Origin of the sequence: Priestia sp. YIM B13552, from assembly GCF_042787775.1 — a bacterium.
Lineage (GTDB): Bacteria > Bacillota > Bacilli > Bacillales > Bacillaceae_H > Priestia > Priestia megaterium_E.
Map to the genome: position 1 here is coordinate 464,429 of NZ_JBHZOU010000001.1, position 18,808 is coordinate 483,236.

The 18,808-nt window shown below is 39.4% G+C and carries 15 protein-coding genes and 2 riboswitches; of the genes, 3 read left to right on the plus strand and 12 right to left on the minus strand.

Going from position 1 to position 18,808, the window contains the following annotated elements; all coding sequences use genetic code 11:
• Positions 1–9: 9 nt before the first annotated feature.
• The 7 genes from ptsG to ACFX40_RS02395 all read right to left on the minus strand — a co-directional run bounded on the left by ptsG (position 10) and on the right by ACFX40_RS02395 (position 8,633).
• Positions 10–2,064: a glucose-specific PTS transporter subunit IIBC gene (ptsG, locus tag ACFX40_RS02365; RefSeq protein ID WP_377253978.1), complete on the minus strand. Its 2,055-nt coding sequence runs from the start codon at positions 2,062–2,064 to the stop codon at positions 10–12.
• A gap of 270 nt (positions 2,065–2,334) precedes the next feature.
• Positions 2,335–3,183, minus strand: coding sequence for a glucose PTS transporter transcription antiterminator GlcT (gene glcT, locus ACFX40_RS02370; protein ID WP_028407919.1), 849 nt, complete (start codon positions 3,181–3,183; stop codon positions 2,335–2,337).
• 131 nt (positions 3,184–3,314) lie between these two features.
• A complete protein-coding gene (locus ACFX40_RS02375) occupies positions 3,315–4,187 on the minus strand; it encodes a hypothetical protein (protein WP_028407918.1) in 873 nt (290 codons plus the stop codon).
• A gap of 442 nt (positions 4,188–4,629) precedes the next feature.
• Positions 4,630–5,100 (minus strand): 6,7-dimethyl-8-ribityllumazine synthase, encoded by a 471-nt coding sequence (ribH, locus tag ACFX40_RS02380; RefSeq protein ID WP_013056007.1) that lies wholly within the window; start codon positions 5,098–5,100, stop codon positions 4,630–4,632.
• A 91-nt stretch (positions 5,101–5,191) separates the two neighbouring features.
• Positions 5,192–6,385 (minus strand): bifunctional 3,4-dihydroxy-2-butanone-4-phosphate synthase/GTP cyclohydrolase II, encoded by a 1,194-nt coding sequence (locus ACFX40_RS02385; protein ID WP_028407917.1) that lies wholly within the window; start codon positions 6,383–6,385, stop codon positions 5,192–5,194.
• 16 nt (positions 6,386–6,401) lie between these two features.
• Positions 6,402–7,061 (minus strand): riboflavin synthase, encoded by a 660-nt coding sequence (gene ribE / locus ACFX40_RS02390; protein WP_013056005.1) that lies wholly within the window; start codon positions 7,059–7,061, stop codon positions 6,402–6,404.
• Positions 7,062–7,340: 279 nt separating this feature from the next.
• Positions 7,341–7,491: riboswitch (FMN riboswitch) on the minus strand.
• Between the two features lie 107 nt (positions 7,492–7,598).
• Positions 7,599–8,633, minus strand: a complete 1,035-nt coding sequence (locus ACFX40_RS02395; protein WP_225049647.1) for a YkvI family membrane protein — start codon at positions 8,631–8,633, stop codon at positions 7,599–7,601.
• 343 nt (positions 8,634–8,976) lie between these two features.
• Positions 8,977–9,083: riboswitch (SAM riboswitch) on the plus strand.
• A 107-nt stretch (positions 9,084–9,190) separates the two neighbouring features.
• Here ACFX40_RS02395 and ACFX40_RS02400 point away from each other — a divergent pair.
• The 3 genes from ACFX40_RS02400 (at position 9,191) to ACFX40_RS02410 (ending at position 15,650) form a co-directional block, all read left to right on the plus strand.
• Positions 9,191–11,029 carry a bifunctional homocysteine S-methyltransferase/methylenetetrahydrofolate reductase gene (locus ACFX40_RS02400; RefSeq protein ID WP_014461038.1) on the plus strand — a complete coding sequence of 613 codons (1,839 nt, stop codon included), beginning with the start codon at positions 9,191–9,193 and terminating at the stop codon, positions 11,027–11,029.
• Positions 11,030–14,473 (plus strand): methionine synthase, encoded by a 3,444-nt coding sequence (metH, locus tag ACFX40_RS02405; RefSeq protein WP_028407914.1) that lies wholly within the window; start codon positions 11,030–11,032, stop codon positions 14,471–14,473.
• 379 nt (positions 14,474–14,852) lie between these two features.
• Positions 14,853–15,650, plus strand: coding sequence for an HAD family hydrolase (locus ACFX40_RS02410; RefSeq protein WP_028407913.1), 798 nt, complete (start codon positions 14,853–14,855; stop codon positions 15,648–15,650).
• A 57-nt stretch (positions 15,651–15,707) separates the two neighbouring features.
• Here the strand turns inward: ACFX40_RS02410 and ACFX40_RS02415 are convergent, their stop codons facing one another.
• From ACFX40_RS02415 to ACFX40_RS02435, 5 genes are all read right to left on the minus strand, one after another.
• Positions 15,708–15,914 (minus strand): hypothetical protein, encoded by a 207-nt coding sequence (locus ACFX40_RS02415; RefSeq protein WP_013055999.1) that lies wholly within the window; start codon positions 15,912–15,914, stop codon positions 15,708–15,710.
• A 48-nt stretch (positions 15,915–15,962) separates the two neighbouring features.
• Positions 15,963–16,226: a hypothetical protein gene (locus ACFX40_RS02420; RefSeq protein WP_013055998.1), complete on the minus strand. Its 264-nt coding sequence runs from the start codon at positions 16,224–16,226 to the stop codon at positions 15,963–15,965.
• A 204-nt stretch (positions 16,227–16,430) separates the two neighbouring features.
• Positions 16,431–16,805, minus strand: a complete 375-nt coding sequence (locus tag ACFX40_RS02425) for a cytochrome-c oxidase (RefSeq protein WP_377254446.1) — start codon at positions 16,803–16,805, stop codon at positions 16,431–16,433.
• Positions 16,806–16,980: 175 nt separating this feature from the next.
• Entirely contained in the window at positions 16,981–18,279 is a 1,299-nt protein-coding gene (locus tag ACFX40_RS02430) for an NCS2 family permease (protein ID WP_028407911.1), read from the minus strand.
• A gap of 230 nt (positions 18,280–18,509) precedes the next feature.
• A complete protein-coding gene (locus ACFX40_RS02435; RefSeq protein WP_013055995.1) occupies positions 18,510–18,797 on the minus strand; it encodes a hypothetical protein in 288 nt (95 codons plus the stop codon).
• Positions 18,798–18,808: the final 11 nt, after the last annotated feature.

The window sequence follows — 18,808 nt, forward strand, 5'->3', positions numbered from 1 at the left end:
ATCTCCTTTTTACTTTGAAATGTTAATAATATTTGCTTCTTGTTGAGAAACTTGGCCCTGCTTTAAGATATCAATTTTTTCATCAGCTTGTAAATTCGTGAAAATGATCGGCGTAATCGTCGATGGCGCATTTTCTTTTACAAAGTCTAAATCAATTTTCAATAGAGGCTGTCCTTTTTTCACTTCATCGCCTTGGGCAACTAAAGCTTCAAAACCTTCGCCTTTTAAATTAACTGTATCAATACCAACGTGAATTAAAATTTCACGTCCAGTCGTTGATTCAATACCTAAAGCATGTTTCGTCGGGAATAAGTTTACTATTTTTCCGTCCACTGGTGCAACTACTGTGCCTGTTTTCGGAATAATCGCAAAACCGTCACCCATTAGTTTTTGTGAAAATACCTGATCTGGTACTTCCGATAAAGGTACCAATTCTCCCTCAATCGGTGAAACAATATCATTACCATTATCGCTTCCTACTCCAGATGTTGCAACAGGTTTTTCAATTGTTTTTGTCTCTTCTTTTGTGACAACCGGTGTTTTGCCATTCATAATGTCTTGAATTTGACCTTTTAACGTGTCAGATTTCGGACCGAAAATAGCTTGAATATTGTTACCAACTTCAAGAACACCAGCTGCTCCAAGTTTTTTCAAGCGGCTTTTATCAACATTACCTACATCATCTACGGATACACGCAGACGCGTAATACAAGCATCTAAATGTGTAATGTTTTCTTTACCGCCAAGTGCAGCTAAAACATTTGTTGGAAGCTCTGCTGCTTCTACTTTTACATCTTCTTCTCCTTCTTCTTTATCTTCACGACCCGGTGTTTTTAAGTTAAATTTACGGATTGCAAAGCGGAAACCGAAGTAGTAAATAACTGCTAGAACTAAACCTACTGGAATAACTAGCCACCATGCTGTACGGTTTTGCATAACTCCAAATAGAACGTAATCGATAACTCCACCTGAGAATGTCATACCGATTTTAACATTTAATAATTGCATAACCATAAATGATAAACCAGCAAATACTGCGTGAATTGCAAATAGTACTGGTGCTACGAATAAGAATGAGAACTCAAGCGGCTCTGTAATACCCGTTAAGAAAGATGTTAAAGCAGCTGAACCCATGATACCAGCTACATATTTTTTGTTTTCAGGACGAGCTTCGTGATAAATCGCAAGAGCTGCTGCTGGCAATCCGAACATCATGAACGGGAATTTACCAACTTGGAATGTTCCTGCTGTTAAAGGCACGCCATCTGCTAATTGGGCAAAGAAAATCTTTTGGTCACCGTGAATATGTTGACCTGCTTTATTAACGTAATCACCAAACTCAAACCAGAACGGAGAGTAGAAGATGTGATGAAGTCCAAATGGAATTAATGAACGTTCAATCAATCCAAATACAAACGCTGATAAAGTTGGGTTTGCATCAATCATGTTAGTAGAGAAAGCATTTAATCCGCTTTGAATTGGCGGCCAAATGAAAATCATAATAACACCTAAAACAATTGAAAATACCCCAGTAATGATTGGTACAAATCGTTTTCCTGCAAAGAACCCTAAATAAGATGGTAATTCAATATTGAAATAACGATTATACATGGATGAAGCTAAAATACCTACTATGATACCCCCGAATACACCTGTAGCTAACGTAGGAATTCCTAAGATGCTAGTGTAAGCTGGATTGGCACCCATTTTGTCAGGATCTAGTTGTCCTGTAGCAACTAAGATTGTGCTCATCGTTTTGTTCATAATCAAGTAGCCTACGATTGCAGCAATACCTGCTACACCGTCACCACCAGCTAAACCAACGGCAACACCAACGGCAAACAATAGCGATAAGTTGTCAAATACAATTTGACCCGCTTGCGACAAAACATTTGAAACCAATTGAACCCAGTCTGCACCAAGTGCCGGTACTGCATCCAACAATGTAGGGTTTTGAAGCGCTGTCCCTACTCCAAGTAAAATCCCTGCTGCCGGTAAAATCGCAACCGGTAACATAAGCGCTTTTCCGACTTTTTGTAATACTCCAAAAAGTTTTTTAAACATGGCGCTTACCTCCTTTTATATATTTAGTGTGCAACAAGCTATTTATTTGATACGTGAATCATTAACGCGCTTTCATAAAACGCTTTCTTTAACTAGAAAACTTATTACATCTCCTGGTATCCTGAGGCGAAGCCTTCAATGATTGCGCTTTCTTATAACAAAAAAAGGCATGAGGAAAAAGAAACGATAAATGGATACACTCATCCAATTACACATCGCTTCATTTCTCACTCATGCCTGATCGTATCAGTAACACGTATTGAAATGATTTTATAAATCCGTTTTTGTTATAAGTCGCTGCAGATGCATCGTTAAGTAAACGGCTTCTGCTTCATACACAGGTAAATGTAACGCTTGCTGCATTACTTTTATCACTTTCCAAGACACATTGTAACACAGGGGATATTCTTCTTTCAATAGCAAAGCAATTTTTTTTGGCTCTTCTATTTTTTCTCCTGTTTTTACTCGATCAATCGCAAAATGCAAATGACGAATCAATCTCATATAGTGCACAGATTCTTTGTCTACCCGCAGATGAAGCGATTCTTCAATCACATTAATAATCGTTTGAATAAGCTGCGAGTCTTGATTCACTTCCAGGAGGTTTTTTTCAGTCAGCGCACTGTGGATATGAAGCGCAATAAAACCAATCTCTCCTACTGGAAGCTGCACGCCTATTTTGCGACTAATAATTTCTACCACTTCAGATGCGATCGTATATTCCTCTGGATATAAAGCTTTTGTTTCAAGTAAAAATGGATTTTTAAGCCCCATTCCCTGCTGAAAACGTTTTATCGCAAACGCGATATGATCCGTTAATGAAATGTGTATGTGCTCATTCAAAGGAATGTTAACACGCTTTTGAATGTGCGTTACAATATCATTCATCATTTCAATCACGTCTTCATCCACTTGCGTTAAAAGCTGCTTGTATTGTTCTTGCTCTTCTTCACTCTTTAACAAAAACATTTTCTCCACGGCTTTTGCATCGATTTCATCGCCTTTTTTCTTATTAAACCCTATTCCTTTCCCAATTAGCACAACTTCATCATAGGTAAGGTGTTTAGCAATTAATACATTATTATTAAGTACCTTTTCTACAAAAAAGGACTCTTTCACGAATCCTTCACTCCCCTGTTTCGGCTTTCTATTATTTGCTTTCCTATCTTACAAATAATACGCATAACCGTCAATTCATTTTTCTTTGTTTCAAATATTATTGAACTAAACTATTTGAGTTACGTATTATCTTAGTAGTTCTTCGCTGGAAACGCAACGTCTTTTTTGCTTGTCCCATAACAATTTTTCATAATAAAGTTTTGAAGCATAACGCTCAGAATGAATGCACCCGCTTGTAGAAGCGTAAAAAGAACAAGTGAAGTGGTAATAGATACCAGCAAAACCCCATAGTGAATCAGTAAAATATCTACTATACGCAGCCCCGCTATAATCATTGCAGCTCCAACAAAAAATTCTTTGGCTACACTCCAAACGAGGAGAACCGTAACAACACAAACGTAAATCATCGTTGCATTTACGGAATCATGAGTAGCCGACGCAAACCATCCTGTATAAAACCAATTATTATGAAAATATGCTAACAGCATAAACATAATAGTAGAAGTAATGGCGAGCATCCCGAGAAAAAATGTAGCGTAATGCACAAATGTCATATACCGTTCTGTTAGCCATACATACCAAATCTTTGAAATGCTAAAGCCTATAGTCATTAAAGCGCCTGTATAGACTGTTTTCCACCAGTGATGTGTATAAATATCCCAGTGTAAAAATAATTCTTCAATCCCCATAAACATAGCTGAAATAATTAAAATATAGCGAAATTTCAATTGATAAGCAGCTACCACCATAGCCATGATTGGAAAAGCAAACGCTTGAGAAGTTAAGGACCCGAACAAATTATCAAAATATTCATTGGTCATAAAATCGGGATCGTAATCGTAACTTTCAAACAACACAAATACAACATATTCTAGTATATAAGCCATTCCAATGATAAAAAAAAGCAAAACGACTAGCTTTTTATCTTTTTTACGTATGAATACTGTAAGCAAAACGGCTGTGCTGATAATAATCAATGCAAAAAAAGCAGTATAATGAGGCATAGACGTCTCCCTTTTACGACCTAATTATTACTTAGAGTAAGACGTTTTAGCCAAATTATACATAGCTAGCTTCTATTTAAAAGAGCTTGAGACATAACTACATCAATCCAATCTAAAGACGAACAAACGGGATACATAAGATAGTATGGATCGCTTTTTACACTGCAGTTGATTTCCGAGCAAGACTTCGCTTTCCACAGGCGGCCGCGAAGCCTCCTCGCCTCCTCCGCTTCTGCAGGGTCACACTTCTTCCGCTTTTCCCGCAGAAGTCTTCGCCTGACCCTTTAATCTACAGCTAGAAGCCACTACATACACGAAACCTGCGTTCACCCTACCAATGAAAAAATCCGAACGATTCATCGTTCGGATCTTTCTTTAACTAACATACTTTTGTTTCAGCCTCTTTTAACTCTTCAGCTTATAAAAACTGAAATCGTATCTATTATCCTTCAATCATTTTTGAAAGGTTAGCCATTTCGATAGCTGATGCTGCAGCTTCCCATCCTTTATTTCCTGCTTTTGTTCCTGCACGTTCAATTGCTTGCTCAATTGTTTCAGTCGTTAATACACCAAAGATAATTGGCACGCCTGTTTGTAAGCTTTGAGATGCAACGCCTTTTGCTACTTCATTACATACAAAATCAAAGTGTGGAGTAGCTCCTCGAATAACGGTTCCTAGCGTAATCACTGCATCATATTTTTTAGATTCAGCTAATTTTTTGGCGATTAATGGGATTTCATAAGCGCCCGGCACCCAAGCCACGTCTACGTCTTCATCAGCTACGCCGTGACGTTTGAGCGCATCTTCTGCTCCACTAAGTAAACGGCCTGTAATAAATTCATTAAAACGCCCTACCACGATTCCAATTTTTAATCCTGTGCCTACTAAATTTCCTTCATATAAATGATTCATCTTTTGTTCCTCCTGCTAGTATTAATATATAGTTATTTACATTTCTTTTCATGAATTAGCTTCACTTGTTATAACGAAAAAAAGTGTAAAATTATAAATGTAATAAATGACCTAATTTTTTAGCTTTTGTATCTAAGTATTTTTTATTGGCATCCACTGCCGGCATTTGAAGAGGTACTCGCTCGACCACTTCAAGGTCGTAGCCTTTTAGCCCGGTAATTTTACGAGGGTTATTCGTTAAAAGCTTCATTTGTTTGACTCCAAGGTCTTTTAAGATTTGAGCACCGATTCCATACTCTCGTAAATCTGCAGCAAACCCGAGTTTTTCATTCGCTTCTACGGTATCGTATCCTTCTTCCTGCAGCTTATATGCTCTTAGCTTATTTAATAAGCCAATCCCTCTGCCCTCTTGACGCATATACAGCAGAATGCCGCGTCCTTCTTCTTCAATTTGCGTAAGAGCTGCGTGAAGCTGAGGACCGCAGTCGCAGCGTTCAGAACCAAACACATCTCCAGTCAAACACTCAGAGTGAACGCGAACGAGAACGGGGCTATTATGATCAATATCACCTTTGATAAGAGCCACATGTTCTTTATTATCAAGTTTATTTGTATATCCTACAGCTTTAAACTCACCAAATGCCGTAGGTAAGCTCACTTCTACTTCACGGCTAATAAGCTGGTCATGTTTGCGGCGGTAGGCAATCAAATCTTTTATTGTAATCATTTTTAAATCAAATTGCTCTGCAATTTTTGTTAAATCCGGTACGCGTGCCATTGTTCCATCTTCATTCATAATTTCACAAATAACACCCGCAGGCTTTCCTCCTGCTAATACTGCTAAATCAACAGCAGCCTCTGTATGACCTGCACGCTGGAGAACGCCCCCGTCTTTTGCAATCAATGGGAAAATATGTCCTGGGCGTTGAAAATCACTTGGTACCGTCGCTTCATTCACAAGAGCCATAACGGTAGCAGAGCGTTCGTATGCACTGATACCTGTTGTACTTGAAATATGATCAATACTTACTGTAAATGCTGTTCCATGTACATCCGTATTGTTCGCTACCATCGGGTGAAGATTCAATTTATGTGCAATTTCTTCATTAACAGGTGTACAAATTAATCCTCTTCCATGAGTAGCCATAAAGTTAATAACCTCAGGCGTCGTTTTTTCGGCTAATGCAATAAAATCTCCTTCGTTTTCTCGATCTTCATCATCGCATACAATAACCACTTTTCCCTTTTTTAACTCTTCAATGGCTTCTTCTACTTTATGAAACATCTCTTTCACCTCACTGTTAATTTGTAAAACCATGCTGCTGCAATAAATCCTTCATGTTACCTGAACGATTCGAGGCGCCAGGAGTTGACTTATTTGTCATCATCTGATGCATATATTTAGCTAACATATCGCATTCAATATTCACTTTGTCTCCTCGCTGTTTGTCTCCTACGACTGTGTGAAGCACCGTATGGGGAATAAGAGAAATAGTAAATGATTGGTTGCTGACATCAAAAATAGTAAGACTTGTTCCGTCTACGGAAACAGATCCTTTTAACATCATAAATTCACGAAGTTCAGGATCGACTTGAATTTCATAATAAAAGGCATTTCCTTTGCGTGTTTTGCTTACAATGGTTCCAATTCCATCAACGTGTCCGCTAACGAAATGCCCTCCAAACCGGCCATTTGCAGCCATCGCCCGCTCTAAGTTAACACGTGATCCAACGGTTAGAAGCTGAAGGGTGCTTGCTTTAATCGTCTCCGGCATGACATCGACCGTAAATTCATTTTGAGAGTAAGCCGTTACGGTTAAACACACGCCGTTAACTGAAATACTGTCCCCTAAGTTCACATCTTCTAACACGGTCTTCGCATCAATCGTAAGAACAATTGCTTCTGTCGCCTTTTGAATACGTTTTATTTTTCCAATTTCTTCAATGATACCCGTGAACATTTTCTTCACCTGCCTTGGCGCTATTCCAACTTCTTATACCGTTTTGAAATAGCAGCTGCTTTTTTTTCATATTTATCTTTCCCCCAACCACTGAAAATAAAAAAGCCCCTTGAACAAATGTCCAAAGGGTCGGCTGAGCTGAATCAGTTTTATCTATGCAAAATTCCGCTAATTGTATACGAAATAAACAGTTATATTTTGTGTATAAAAACAAGGGTAGCTTTAAAAAAGGCAAGCGTGTCCCTTATTAATTCAACACAAAAAAAACAACTGTGCTTCCTGATCCTTCTCCCATCCAGACTTTTACTGTCGGCTCTAGATTTTAACTAGATCCACCGCTAACATACATCGTATGAAAACGGGTCACGGGCTTAAAAGCATACGCTTTATCACCGCCGGTTGGGACTTACACCCGACCCCGAAGGATAATATATTCGACTGCTAGAGTCTTATTTGTTTTACATTATAGCAAAGTAAAATCGACTTGTCACATCATTTAACTTCGTTTTTTCACATCTATTCTTTAAAATCCAGCTTTTAGCTTATTTTTTCTTTTTTAATACATAGCATCCATACAAAAGCTAGTCCAATATAGCCAAATATCGGATACAAAAACTCAAGAAGCTGGGCATATCCGAATTGCCCAATAATAAAGCAAGCCAAGATAATAAATGCAAAAGCTTGTTTGTCATTCAGGGGAAGAAATGACTGAATCTGCTTAGCGATTCCAAATACATTTCCAATCAATGTAGTAAAAATCTCGCCTAACACAACTACCGTAAATAAAACATTCACCCACGCTGAGATATTTTTAACAACGGCACTCATCGGAATATCAAGTTGAAATGAATAAGGCAAATTGGAAAGGGCAAGATGAGTAGAAACAAGCATAAACGTAAGTACACATCCTCCTATTACGGCCCCTTTTTTAATCACGCTCCTATCTTTCACGGAGCTTCCTAATGGAACTAAAACAGCCTGAGCCAAAGCTAGATTTAGGGAAATATATAAAAAGGGACTAACCGCCCACTTCCACTGCGTGACGAGCGTTAAATCCGGCTTCGTTTGAATCAGTGAGAAATAGCTGATATTTGGCACAAAGATGATAAAAGCAAATGAAAGCATCATCGGCACAACAAGAGAATTAACCATTAAAATACCGTTAATTCCTTTGGCGATAAATATATAAGTTAAAACAATTGTAAAAATCATCCCAACAGGAGGCCATAGCCCGAACTGTTCTTTTCCTATTGCTCCCGTACTCGCTAGCATGACTGAAGTTACTCCAAATAAAATGACAATCATTACACCGTTTACCGCTTTTCCAAGCACATCACCAAATAAATATGTATTAAGCTGCTGATAAGAAGAAGCCCCAATTGCGTGCGAAAGCAGCATCATTTTCGAACCTAGCCAAATAAAAAACAAGCCGCTGACCAAAATCCCGACCATTCCAAGTTCCCCGTACTGTGTAAAAAATTGAACTATTTCCTTGCCTGTTGCAAAACCGGCTCCTACAACAGTGCCTACATACGTAGCAGCAACCTGCAGCGTGAGTTTCCACCTTTTCATGCCCATCACCCTTCTACCCTTCATAGTTCACTATATGTAGAAACGGTAAAAAAAAGACGAGCCTTTTTACGTGTAAATCTACGCATATCCCAGCGCTTGTGCCTTTTCGTTTATTTTTTATTTTTCATTTTCTTTTTGTATTTTTCACAAAAACTCCTTAACCCCTAACATAACAGTCATTTTCAAACAAAATATACGGATATTTTCCCTTTAGCTTTTAAATTTTCCTCAATATTTGCTGGAAATTCACAATTTACTGTTGTATAATTTCTAAAAATCAGATAAATTATTAAATAAGTATTCTTTCTATTTAAAAAAATATGTTTCAATTATATACAATTGATTCTTATCATGAGAGGTGGAGGGACTGGCCCTTTGAAACCTCAGCAACCAGTCGTTAGAGACATGGTGCTAAATCCAGCAAGCAATTTATTGCTTGGAAGATAAGAAGGCGAAAAAAGTCTTCTTCTTAAGAAGACTTTTTCTATTTTATCGGCATATTGCATAAAACGAATCACTCGTGAAATAGAAGCGGAACAATTTAAGGAGGTTTTGACATGGGGTTACTTGAAGATTTAAAGTCTAAAATTTTAATTGGGGATGGTGCCACTGGTACCCTCCTTTACTCACACGGTATTGACAGCTGTTTTGAAGAACTAAACATCACCAAACCAGAAGAGGTTTCTCGTATTCACAGAGCCTATGTAGAAGCTGGTGCAAACGTTATTCAAACAAATACGTACGCTGCTAATTATCAAAAACTTGCCCGTTATGGATTAGAAGATTCAGTTAAAGACATCAATGTTGCTGGTGTAAAATTAGCGAAACAAGCTGCAAAAGATCAGGCTTACGTGGTTGGTACACTCGGCGGAATTCGTTCTTTCCAAAAAAACGCTATTAGTTTAGAAGAAGTTAAGCGAAGCATTCGTGAACAAATGTTTTGGCTTTTAAATGAAGGCGTGGATGGCCTTTTGTTTGAAACATACTATGATTTCGAAGAATTAAAAACCGTTCTTACACTGGCAAGAAAAGAAACGGATAAGCCTATTATTACCCACGTTTCCCTGCATGATATTGGCGTACTGCAAGATGGGCGTCCTTTAGCAGATGCATTAAAAGAATTAGAAGACTTAGGAGCAGATGTTGTCGGGCTAAACTGCCGTTTAGGTCCTTATCATATGATTCAGTCTCTTGAAGAAGTACCGCTTCCTGATCGTGCTTTCTTATCTGCTTACCCTAATGCCAGCCTTCCGGCGTATGTGGAAGGAAAGCTGGAGTATGAAACGAATGAAGACTACTTTGTAGAAAGCGCACGTTTATTCCGCGAACAAGGGGTTCGCTTAATTGGAGGATGCTGCGGTACAACACCAGCTCACGTACGCGCAATGTCATCTGCCTTAAAAGACCTGCCTCCGATTACAAGCAAAGTCGTTAAAATGAGACCAGCCGTTACGGTTCAAGAGCGTGAGCAGCAGGATAAACCTCATATGCATGAAATTGTGAAAAAGCGCCGCTCGGTTATCGTCGAGCTAGATCCGCCTAAACAGCTGGGTCCGACGAAATTTTTAGAAGGTGCAAAAGCACTCGATAAAGTCGGCGTAGATGCTATTACATTAGCTGATAATTCTCTTGCCTCACCTCGCATCAGCAACTTGGCAATGGCAACACTGATGCAGCAAGAAACAAAAGCACGACCGCTTATTCATATTACCTGTCGCGATCGAAATTTAATTGGACTTCAATCTCATTTAATGGGACTTCATACGCTAGGAATGAATCAAGTGCTTGCAATTACCGGTGATCCGTCAAAAGTTGGCGATTTCCCTGGCGCCACTTCTGTCTACGATTTATCTTCATTTGACTTGATTAGTTTAATCGCTCAGTTTAATGAAGGACTATCTTATTCCGGGAAACCGCTTGGTCAAAAAACCAATTTTTCCATCGCGGCTGCCTTTAACCCAAACGTGCGTCACTTAGACCGAGCCGTTCAGCGTTTGGAAAAGAAAATCGATTGTGGGGCTCACTATTTCATTACTCAGCCTCTCTATTCAACTAAGCAAATTGAAGAGGTATATGAAGCAACCAAACATTTAACAACACCGGTATACATCGGGATCATGCCGTTAACAAGCGCGAGAAACGCTCGATTTATTCACCATGAAGTACCTGGAATTAAATTATCAGAAGATATTCTAGAACGCATGGACGCAACGGGAAATGACCGGATTCGCGGTGAAGTCGAAGGCCTTGCGATTGCAAAAAACTTAATTGATACAGCATATGAGCTATTTGACGGTATTTACTTAATTACGCCGTTTATGCGCTATGAAATGACTGAAATTCTAACACGCTATATTCATGACAAGCAACTTGTTACATCAGAAAGGAAGATATAAATGAGCTCACTTATCGAACAACAACTAAAGAAGCGAATACTCGTCATCGATGGAGCAATGGGAACGATGATTCAAGATGCTGATTTAACCGCTGAAGATTTCGGCGGCGAAGAATATGAAGGCTGCAACGAATATTTGACTCGAACAGCGCCTCATGTCATTCAGCGCATTCATGAAGAGTACTTTGCAGCAGGTGCTGACATCATTGAAACCAATACGTTTGGCTCAACATCTACCGTACTTGATGAATACGATTTAGGTCACTTGGCGTATGAATTGAATATCGAAGCTGTGAAGCTTGCTTGTGCAGCCCGCGATAAATATTCAACTCCCGAATGGCCTAGGTTCGTAGCTGGAGCTATCGGTCCTACCACTAAAACTCTCTCTGTTACCGGAGGTATTACATTCCCTGAGTTAGTAGAATCGTACGAAGAGCAAGCTCGAGGTTTGTTAGACGGCGGCGTTGACTTGCTTTTAGTCGAAACCTGTCAAGACATGCTGAACGTAAAAGCCGCATTTCTAGGCATTACAGCGGCGTTTGAAAAACTAAAAACCGAAGTTCCTATTATGATTTCAGGAACAATTGAGCCGATGGGAACAACTCTCGCTGGTCAAGATATCGAATCTTTTTACTTATCACTGGAACACATGAAGCCTCTTTCAGTCGGACTTAACTGCGCGACAGGCCCTGAATTTATGACGGATCATATTCGCTCTCTTTCAGACCTAGCCACTTCAGCAGTTAGCTGTTATCCAAACGCTGGACTTCCGGATGAAGAAGGCAATTATCATGAATCTCCTGAGCTGCTTGCTCAAAAAATTAAAGGGTTTGCTGATAAAGGCTGGCTGAACTTTGTAGGCGGATGCTGCGGTACAACGCCTGCTCATATTAAAGCACTGGCTGAAGCGGTAAAAGAGGTTGCTCCTCGTTCGCTTGATCGCTCCGAGCATAACCATGCTGTAACCGGTATTGAACCACTTGTATATGACGATTCTATGCGCCCTCTTTTTGTGGGAGAACGTACGAATGTAATCGGTTCTCGCAAATTCAAGCGTCTGATTGCGGAAGGAAAAATTGAAGAAGCATCTGAAATTGCGCGTGCTCAAGTTAAAAATGGTGCTCACGTTATTGATATTTGCTTAGCAGATCCGGACCGTGAAGAAATGGAAGACATGGAGGAGTTTATTCAAGAAGTTGTAAAAAAAGTGAAGGTTCCTCTTGTAATCGATTCAACCGACGAGAAAGTTATTGAAAAAGCTTTAACGTACTCGCAAGGTAAGGTCATTATTAACTCCATTAACTTAGAAGATGGTGAAGAGCGTTTTGATGCAATCTTACCGCTAGTAAAAAAATTCGGTGCAGCTCTGGTTGTCGGTACAATCGATGAAACAGGCATGGCCGTTACTGCAGAACGAAAAGTAGAGATTGCAAAACGCTCACATGATTTACTTGTTGAAAAACATGGCTTTAATCCAAAAGATATTATTTTTGACCCTCTTGTGTTTCCTGTAGGGACTGGTGATGAACAATATATTGGTTCTGCTGAAGAAACAGTTAAAGGAATTAAAATGATTAAAGAAGCCCTGCCTGATTGCCTGACCATTCTTGGCGTAAGTAACGTGTCATTCGGTCTTCCTCCAGTCGGACGTGAAGTACTAAATGCGGTTTACCTTTATCACTGTACGCAGGCTGGACTGGATTATGCCATTGTTAATACAGAAAAATTAGAACGCTATGCTTCTATTCCAGAAGCTGAAATTGAGCTTGCTAATGCGTTATTATTTAACACAACTGATGAAACGTTAAGCACGTTCACCGACTTTTATCGTGATAAAAAGAAAGAAGCAAAAGTAGAAATTTCTACGCTAACACTCGAAGAACGATTGGCAATGTATATTGTTGAAGGGACAAAAGAAGGATTGCTTCCTGATTTAGAACAAGCTTTAGCTCAATATGATGATCCGTTAGATATTATTAACGGACCGCTTATGAAGGGGATGGCGGAAGTTGGACGTTTGTTTAATGACAACCAGCTGATTGTAGCAGAAGTGCTTCAAAGTGCGGAAGTTATGAAAGCATCCGTTGCCTTTTTAGAACCTCATATGGAGGCAACTGAAAATGATTCTGGAAAAGGTAAAGTGATTCTTGCAACGGTTAAAGGCGACGTGCACGATATCGGTAAAAACTTAGTAGACATCATTTTAAGCAACAATGGTTTTAAAGTAATTGATTTAGGGATTAAAGTAACGCCACAGCAGCTGATTGAAGCAGTAAAAGAAGAAAAGCCAGACATCATTGGCCTGTCAGGTCTTCTAGTAAAGTCAGCTCAGCAAATGGTTTTAACTGCCCAAGATTTAACACAATCAAGCATTGATGTTCCAATTATGGTAGGAGGCGCTGCCCTTTCCCGTAAATTTACTGACTTTAAAATTGCCCCGGAATATGAAGGTGCGGTCCTCTACGCCAAAGATGCGATGGACGGATTAGCGTTAGCAAATAAGCTGCAGAACAAAGAAGAAGTTATTCAGCTTTTAGCAGATTTAAAAACGCGGCAAGAAAAGAAAGTAACAGTTCGAGAACGCCAGCCTCAAACCGCTCAAGCAGCTACCGCTGTTTTAGAAAGATCCGCCATTTCAACGGACGCTCCTGTTTTTGTACCGGCTGATTTAAAGCGGCACGTTGTGAAACACTACGATTTGGCACAGGTTCTTCCGTATATTAACTGGCAGATGCTTTTAGGCCATCACTTAGGACTAAAAGGAAAAGTGAATAAGCTGCTTGCTGAAAAAGACGAGCGTGCTGTTCAATTAAAAGAAACCGTTGATGACCTGCTCGAACTGGCACTAAAAGAAAACTTAATTAAGCCAGCGGTTATTTATCAGTTCTTCCCTGCTCAAGCAGACGGAAATGATTTAATTATTTATGATCCTGCTGATGAGAAAACAGAAATTGAACGCTTTACCTTCCCTCGGCAAGCAAAAGGACAGTTCCTGTGCTTATCTGATTTTGCAAAGCCTAAAGAAAAAGAGATGGACTATGTATGTTTCTTCTCTGTAACAGCAGGAACAGGCATTCGCGAACGCGCGGCGAAATTCAAAGAAAACGGCGAGTTTTTAAAGAGTCACGTATTCCAAGCTCTTGCGCTTGAACTAGCTGAAGGATTAGCAGAACGTGTTCATCAGCAAATTCGTGACCGCTGGGGATTCCCTGATTCGCCTGACTTTACAATGGCGGAGCGTTTTTCAGCCAAATACCAAGGTCAGCGTTTTTCATTTGGATATCCTGCATGTCCAGACCTTGAAGACCAAGCAAAACTGTTTAAATTACTTAAACCTGAAGACATCGGCATTCAGTTAACAGACGGTTTCATGATGGAACCAGAAGCTTCTGTTACAGCCCTTGTTTTTGCACATCCTGAAGCGAAATATTTTAACGTATTGTAAAATATGGCCGCGGTCTTTTAGACCGCGGCTGTTTTTTTACAGTGAACAAACCTGAAAAAAAGGCTGCGACAAATGAATTGTAGCTGAAGAAAGATCCGAACGGTAAATCCAGAATTCTTAATTGAGAATCAACTGCGTTCGGATTTTTTTCATTGTGATCGTGAACTGGATTTCATGTAGCTGTTTCTAGCTGTTTGAAGGGTAAAGCGAAGACTCCTGCGGAAAAAATTGATGTAGTTATGTCTTAATCTCTTTGAATTCACCGCCGGTTTGAGCTTTTTTTATGAGTTTCTTGGGAAACACTGATAGAATAAGGAATGTAATAAATTTGTAACGCTCTTATCACAGCAAATTTTTTAGGGAAAGGAATTTTCAAGAAATGATTAAGTTATTTGTAAGCGACTTAGATGGCACTCTTTTACACGAAGAAAAATACGTAGAACAGCATAATGCAGACGCACTTAGTGAACTTCAGCGCCAAGGAGTAGAGGTTTGTCTTGCTTCGGGACGAATGGATGCGGAAATTTTAAAGATTTCTACTGATATTAATAATACATTTCATCGCATAAGCCAAAACGGAGGATTTGTGTGGACTAAAGAAAATCAAGAACTTCATGGAAAAGTGTTTGAAGATGATTTAGCGGCTCAACTTTATAAAAAAACGATAGATCCTAACCGTATTACGCTTGTCTGTTCAAACGACACGAATTATGTAGAGCAGCGAAATGAAATTATTGAAGCGATTGAAACTCACATGTTTTTCCCTATCGAAGAACAAATTAAAATGACGGATTCATTTGGTCACGCTCTTTCTCCATCTAAAATCACGGTTCTTGGAGATCATGATGAAATGGTAGCTCTGCAAAAAGAAGTGAACGAAGAGTTTGGTGATTATATTGATACATATATTTCTGCCAAGCAGTGTTTGGATATTATGCCTAAACATATCAGCAAAGGAAATGCCATTGAAATTTTATTAAATCATCTTCAGCTAAAACCAGAGGAAATTGCATGTGTGGGGGATTCATTTAATGATATTCCTATGTTTCAATTAACGCCCAACAGTTTCGCTATGGCTACAGCTCCTGAAGCTGTTCAGCGTCATGCCTCTGCTGTTGTGTCATCTGTTAGTGAAGCAGCGGGTATTGTTTTAGAAAAAAATAAGCAAACCATCTAAAAAAAGCGGTCAACGTTTAAATTGACCGCTTTTATCTATTTAATAAGAAAACGGTAGTTATTTTTTCCGTAAAGAACGAAAAAATTCACCTAAGCTTTTTTGCTTTCCATCTGCATGCTCTCCGTGATTAACTAAGCTGCTGATTCTTTCTCGTCGAACAACAACCATAATAAGAGTGGCAAAAAAGATAATGGAAACGGCAATGACAACCAGTGCAAGAACGGATGCTACAATAGCTTCAGAAGTCGTTAGTGACGATAGCATCTGCCTCGTACACCTCCATTTCGTTTGTGGCGAAAAGGAGCCTAGCAATTAGAAATGCAAATAATCTTTTTTCTCAGCTTGATGCATGTTATTATACACCATTTTCATTTTAGAAGCTGTAGCTTTTAAAGACGTAGACGAATCCACATCTTCGGCTAACATAATGTTTACTAAGTCAACCACAGAACGAGACAACAACTCTACATTATTTTGCAACTCTAATTCGTCATAAGTCGTACGGTCTTGAAGACGAAGTCGAATAATTTCATTTGCTAGCTCCCTAACACGCACTAATTGTTGATGTTCTCCCATAGTATCTCCGCCGCAAGAAACTTATAATCAGCCCTTTTATTGGCTTTTATAAGAGCTAGAAATCCCTGCAGCTTACCCCTCCTTATAAAGATGCCTAGCACACCTTTATGTAAATCACTCTTTCACCTTGTTTACATGTATATTCGCTATAGCTGGTTCTTTTTCCTTTTGAAATTAGCAGCCAGCGTCACCGACCTTCTTCGTTTATTGTTCAGATTTCAAATTTTTAAGGATGTGATATACGAAAATTAAAACGCCAATAGCCGTAAGTGTTGCTCCTGCTGCCACTACGGGTGTAAAAGCTTGGTTTTCTAGTACGATCATGAAAAATAAACCAATCATCATGACCGGTAATCCTATATTATGCAACCATACGTGCAGTTTGGCTAATTTACTTTCGCTAAACGCAGGAAATAAATAATAAATAAGTCCCGCTAACGTAAGCGATGTCCATCCTAATAAATTGATGTGCACGTGAACAGGTGTCAAAGCGTAGCTGTGAACAATTGACATATAATACCCCAATATGATGCCAATTCCAAAATAAACGGCTGATATTTTAATTAATTTAATTCCCATCATTTTCTCCCCCCTTATATTCCCCTCCGACTTCTGTACTACTTTACGCAGGAAACGTCATTTTAGAAGCGGCAGATTAGCTAAAGGACACGAAATACGGAGTATGATATCTAAAAAGAGGATTCTTTACCGCAAACATAAAAAACAGCTGAGCAAAAATACTCAGCTGTCTATTTTAAGCAATATAATGCAGCACAAAATTCAAGAAAAACAACAGCGCGCTTACATACATAAACATCGATACTTCACGCATTTTACCAAGAAATAATTTAAGCAGTGGATACGCAATGAACCCAAATGCAATTCCATCAGCAATGCTGTACGTAAGAGGAATAAGCGCAATAATTAAAAATGCAGGGAAACCTTCTGTTAAGTCCTGTAAATTGATGTTTTTGATATTTTGAATCATCAATGCTCCAATAACAATGAGAATAGGTGCAATAGCACTATCTGGAACCAGCTTGATAAATGGAATAAACAGAAGTGAACTTAAAAATAAAACTCCTGTAATCAGCGATGTTAAACCCGTTCGCCCTCCTGCTGCAATACCAGATGCTCCTTCTACAGAAGACACCGTTGGACTTGTTCCAAACACGCCGCTTAGCAAAGCTGAGGCGGCTGTTGCTTGAAAGGCCCGCGGAAATTTGCCATCTTGATTCATCATACCTAGCTGACCATGCAGCAAACCGATATTTTCAAAAATCAATACCATTGTTAATGAAAAGACAGCTGCCCAAAACGCAACGTCTCCAATAGCTCCAAAAGACAATGTGCCAAAGCTGCTAAAGAAGTCGTTCACGCTCCCAGCGGACTGTCCTTTTTCTGCACCGCTTCTTACACCAAGTAAGAAGGCAAGGACTGATCCGGCAATCATGCTTAACAAAAAGTTACCTTTCACATTTCGGATAAACAGTACGATTGTGATAATTAACGTCAATAGCGTACTGATCACAAACGGATCTGACAAGTCTCCAAGTGCTACAAAAGTGTTTTCGCTTGGAACTACAAGCTTCCCTTTTTGCAAACCGATAAATGTTAAAAATAAGCCAACACCGACTGTTATCGCTTCTTTTAGCGAATGCGGAATCGAAGAGACAATTTTGGCAGACAGTCGTGAAAAAGCTAATGCTATAAAAAGAAAGCCTGATATCACTACTGCTAATAACCCTTCTTGCCAAGATAACCCCATTGATTGAACCATCGTATACGTAAACAATGCATTAATCCCCATACCTGGCACCAGAATAAGAGGCGCATTTGCCCAAAAAGCCATAATAACACAGCCTACAAAAGCCGAAGCTACTGTTGCGAATATTCCTGCTTCCAGCGGAATACCGGCATCAGACAAAATGGTTGAATTAACAGCAATAATATACACGATGGAAAGAAATGAAATGACCCCAGCTAAACTTTCTTTTCCAACAGTTGTTTGGTGGTCGTTTAAACGAAACAACTTTTCAAATAATGCGTTCAATCTAATTTCCTTCTTTTCATCTATCCCTCGCCCACCCAGTGGCCAAAAATGCCACCGAAGTTATTATAGCAAAATCAACAATTGTTGCAAGGAAAACTTGTCTCCTTTAGCTTAAGCGTTCATTCCTTATTTAAAACTGTTATCATTTTCTAAACGTAACGTCTTGCATTCATTCTATATACACCTTGGACTGGACATAATAAAAGAGCGCTTTATCAGCGCTCATTGTTTTAATAATAATAAGGATAATATGGTGGGTACGGCGGATAATATGGTGCTGGATAACCGTAATAACCTGGACCTCCTAATGCACTTCCAAGAACTAATCCTCCAAGAAATGGAGCTCCAAAGCCCCAACCCCACGGGCGACCAAAGCCAAAGCCGAACCCCGGACGGCCGAAGCCAAAACCAGGACGACCGAAACCAAAACCCGGGCGACCGAAACCGAATCCTGGACGACCAAAGCCTCCAAAACCACCGAATGGTCTTCTTATGTCATTAATATCAAATTCTTGCATGATACATGCCT

Bases quoted from the DNA above. Each gene is read 5' to 3' on its own strand.
- ptsG (WP_377253978.1), bottom strand. From the start codon at position 2,064: ATGTTTAAAAAACTTTTTGGAGTATTACAAAAAGTCGGAAAAGCGCTT.
- ACFX40_RS02420 (WP_013055998.1), bottom strand. From the start codon at position 16,226: ATGGGAGAACATCAACAATTAGTGCGTGTTAGGGAGCTAGCAAATGAA.
- ribH (WP_013056007.1), bottom strand. From the start codon at position 5,100: ATGAATCATTTATATGAAGGAAATTTAGTAGGCACAGGATTAAAAATT.
- ACFX40_RS02385 (WP_028407917.1), bottom strand. From the start codon at position 6,385: ATGTTTCATAAAGTAGAAGAAGCCATTGAAGAGTTAAAAAAGGGAAAA.
- ACFX40_RS02395 (WP_225049647.1), bottom strand. From the start codon at position 8,633: ATGAAAAGGTGGAAACTCACGCTGCAGGTTGCTGCTACGTATGTAGGC.
- ACFX40_RS02435 (WP_013055995.1), bottom strand. From the start codon at position 18,797: ATGCAAGAATTTGATATTAATGACATAAGAAGACCATTCGGTGGTTTT.
- ACFX40_RS02415 (WP_013055999.1), bottom strand. From the start codon at position 15,914: ATGCTATCGTCACTAACGACTTCTGAAGCTATTGTAGCATCCGTTCTT.
- ACFX40_RS02400 (WP_014461038.1), top strand. From the start codon at position 9,191: ATGGGGTTACTTGAAGATTTAAAGTCTAAAATTTTAATTGGGGATGGT.
- ribE (WP_013056005.1), bottom strand. From the start codon at position 7,061: ATGTTCACGGGTATCATTGAAGAAATTGGAAAAATAAAACGTATTCAA.
- metH (WP_028407914.1), top strand. From the start codon at position 11,030: ATGAGCTCACTTATCGAACAACAACTAAAGAAGCGAATACTCGTCATC.
- ACFX40_RS02375 (WP_028407918.1), bottom strand. From the start codon at position 4,187: ATGCCTCATTATACTGCTTTTTTTGCATTGATTATTATCAGCACAGCC.
- ACFX40_RS02425 (WP_377254446.1), bottom strand. From the start codon at position 16,805: ATGGGAATTAAATTAATTAAAATATCAGCCGTTTATTTTGGAATTGGC.
- ACFX40_RS02410 (WP_028407913.1), top strand. From the start codon at position 14,853: ATGATTAAGTTATTTGTAAGCGACTTAGATGGCACTCTTTTACACGAA.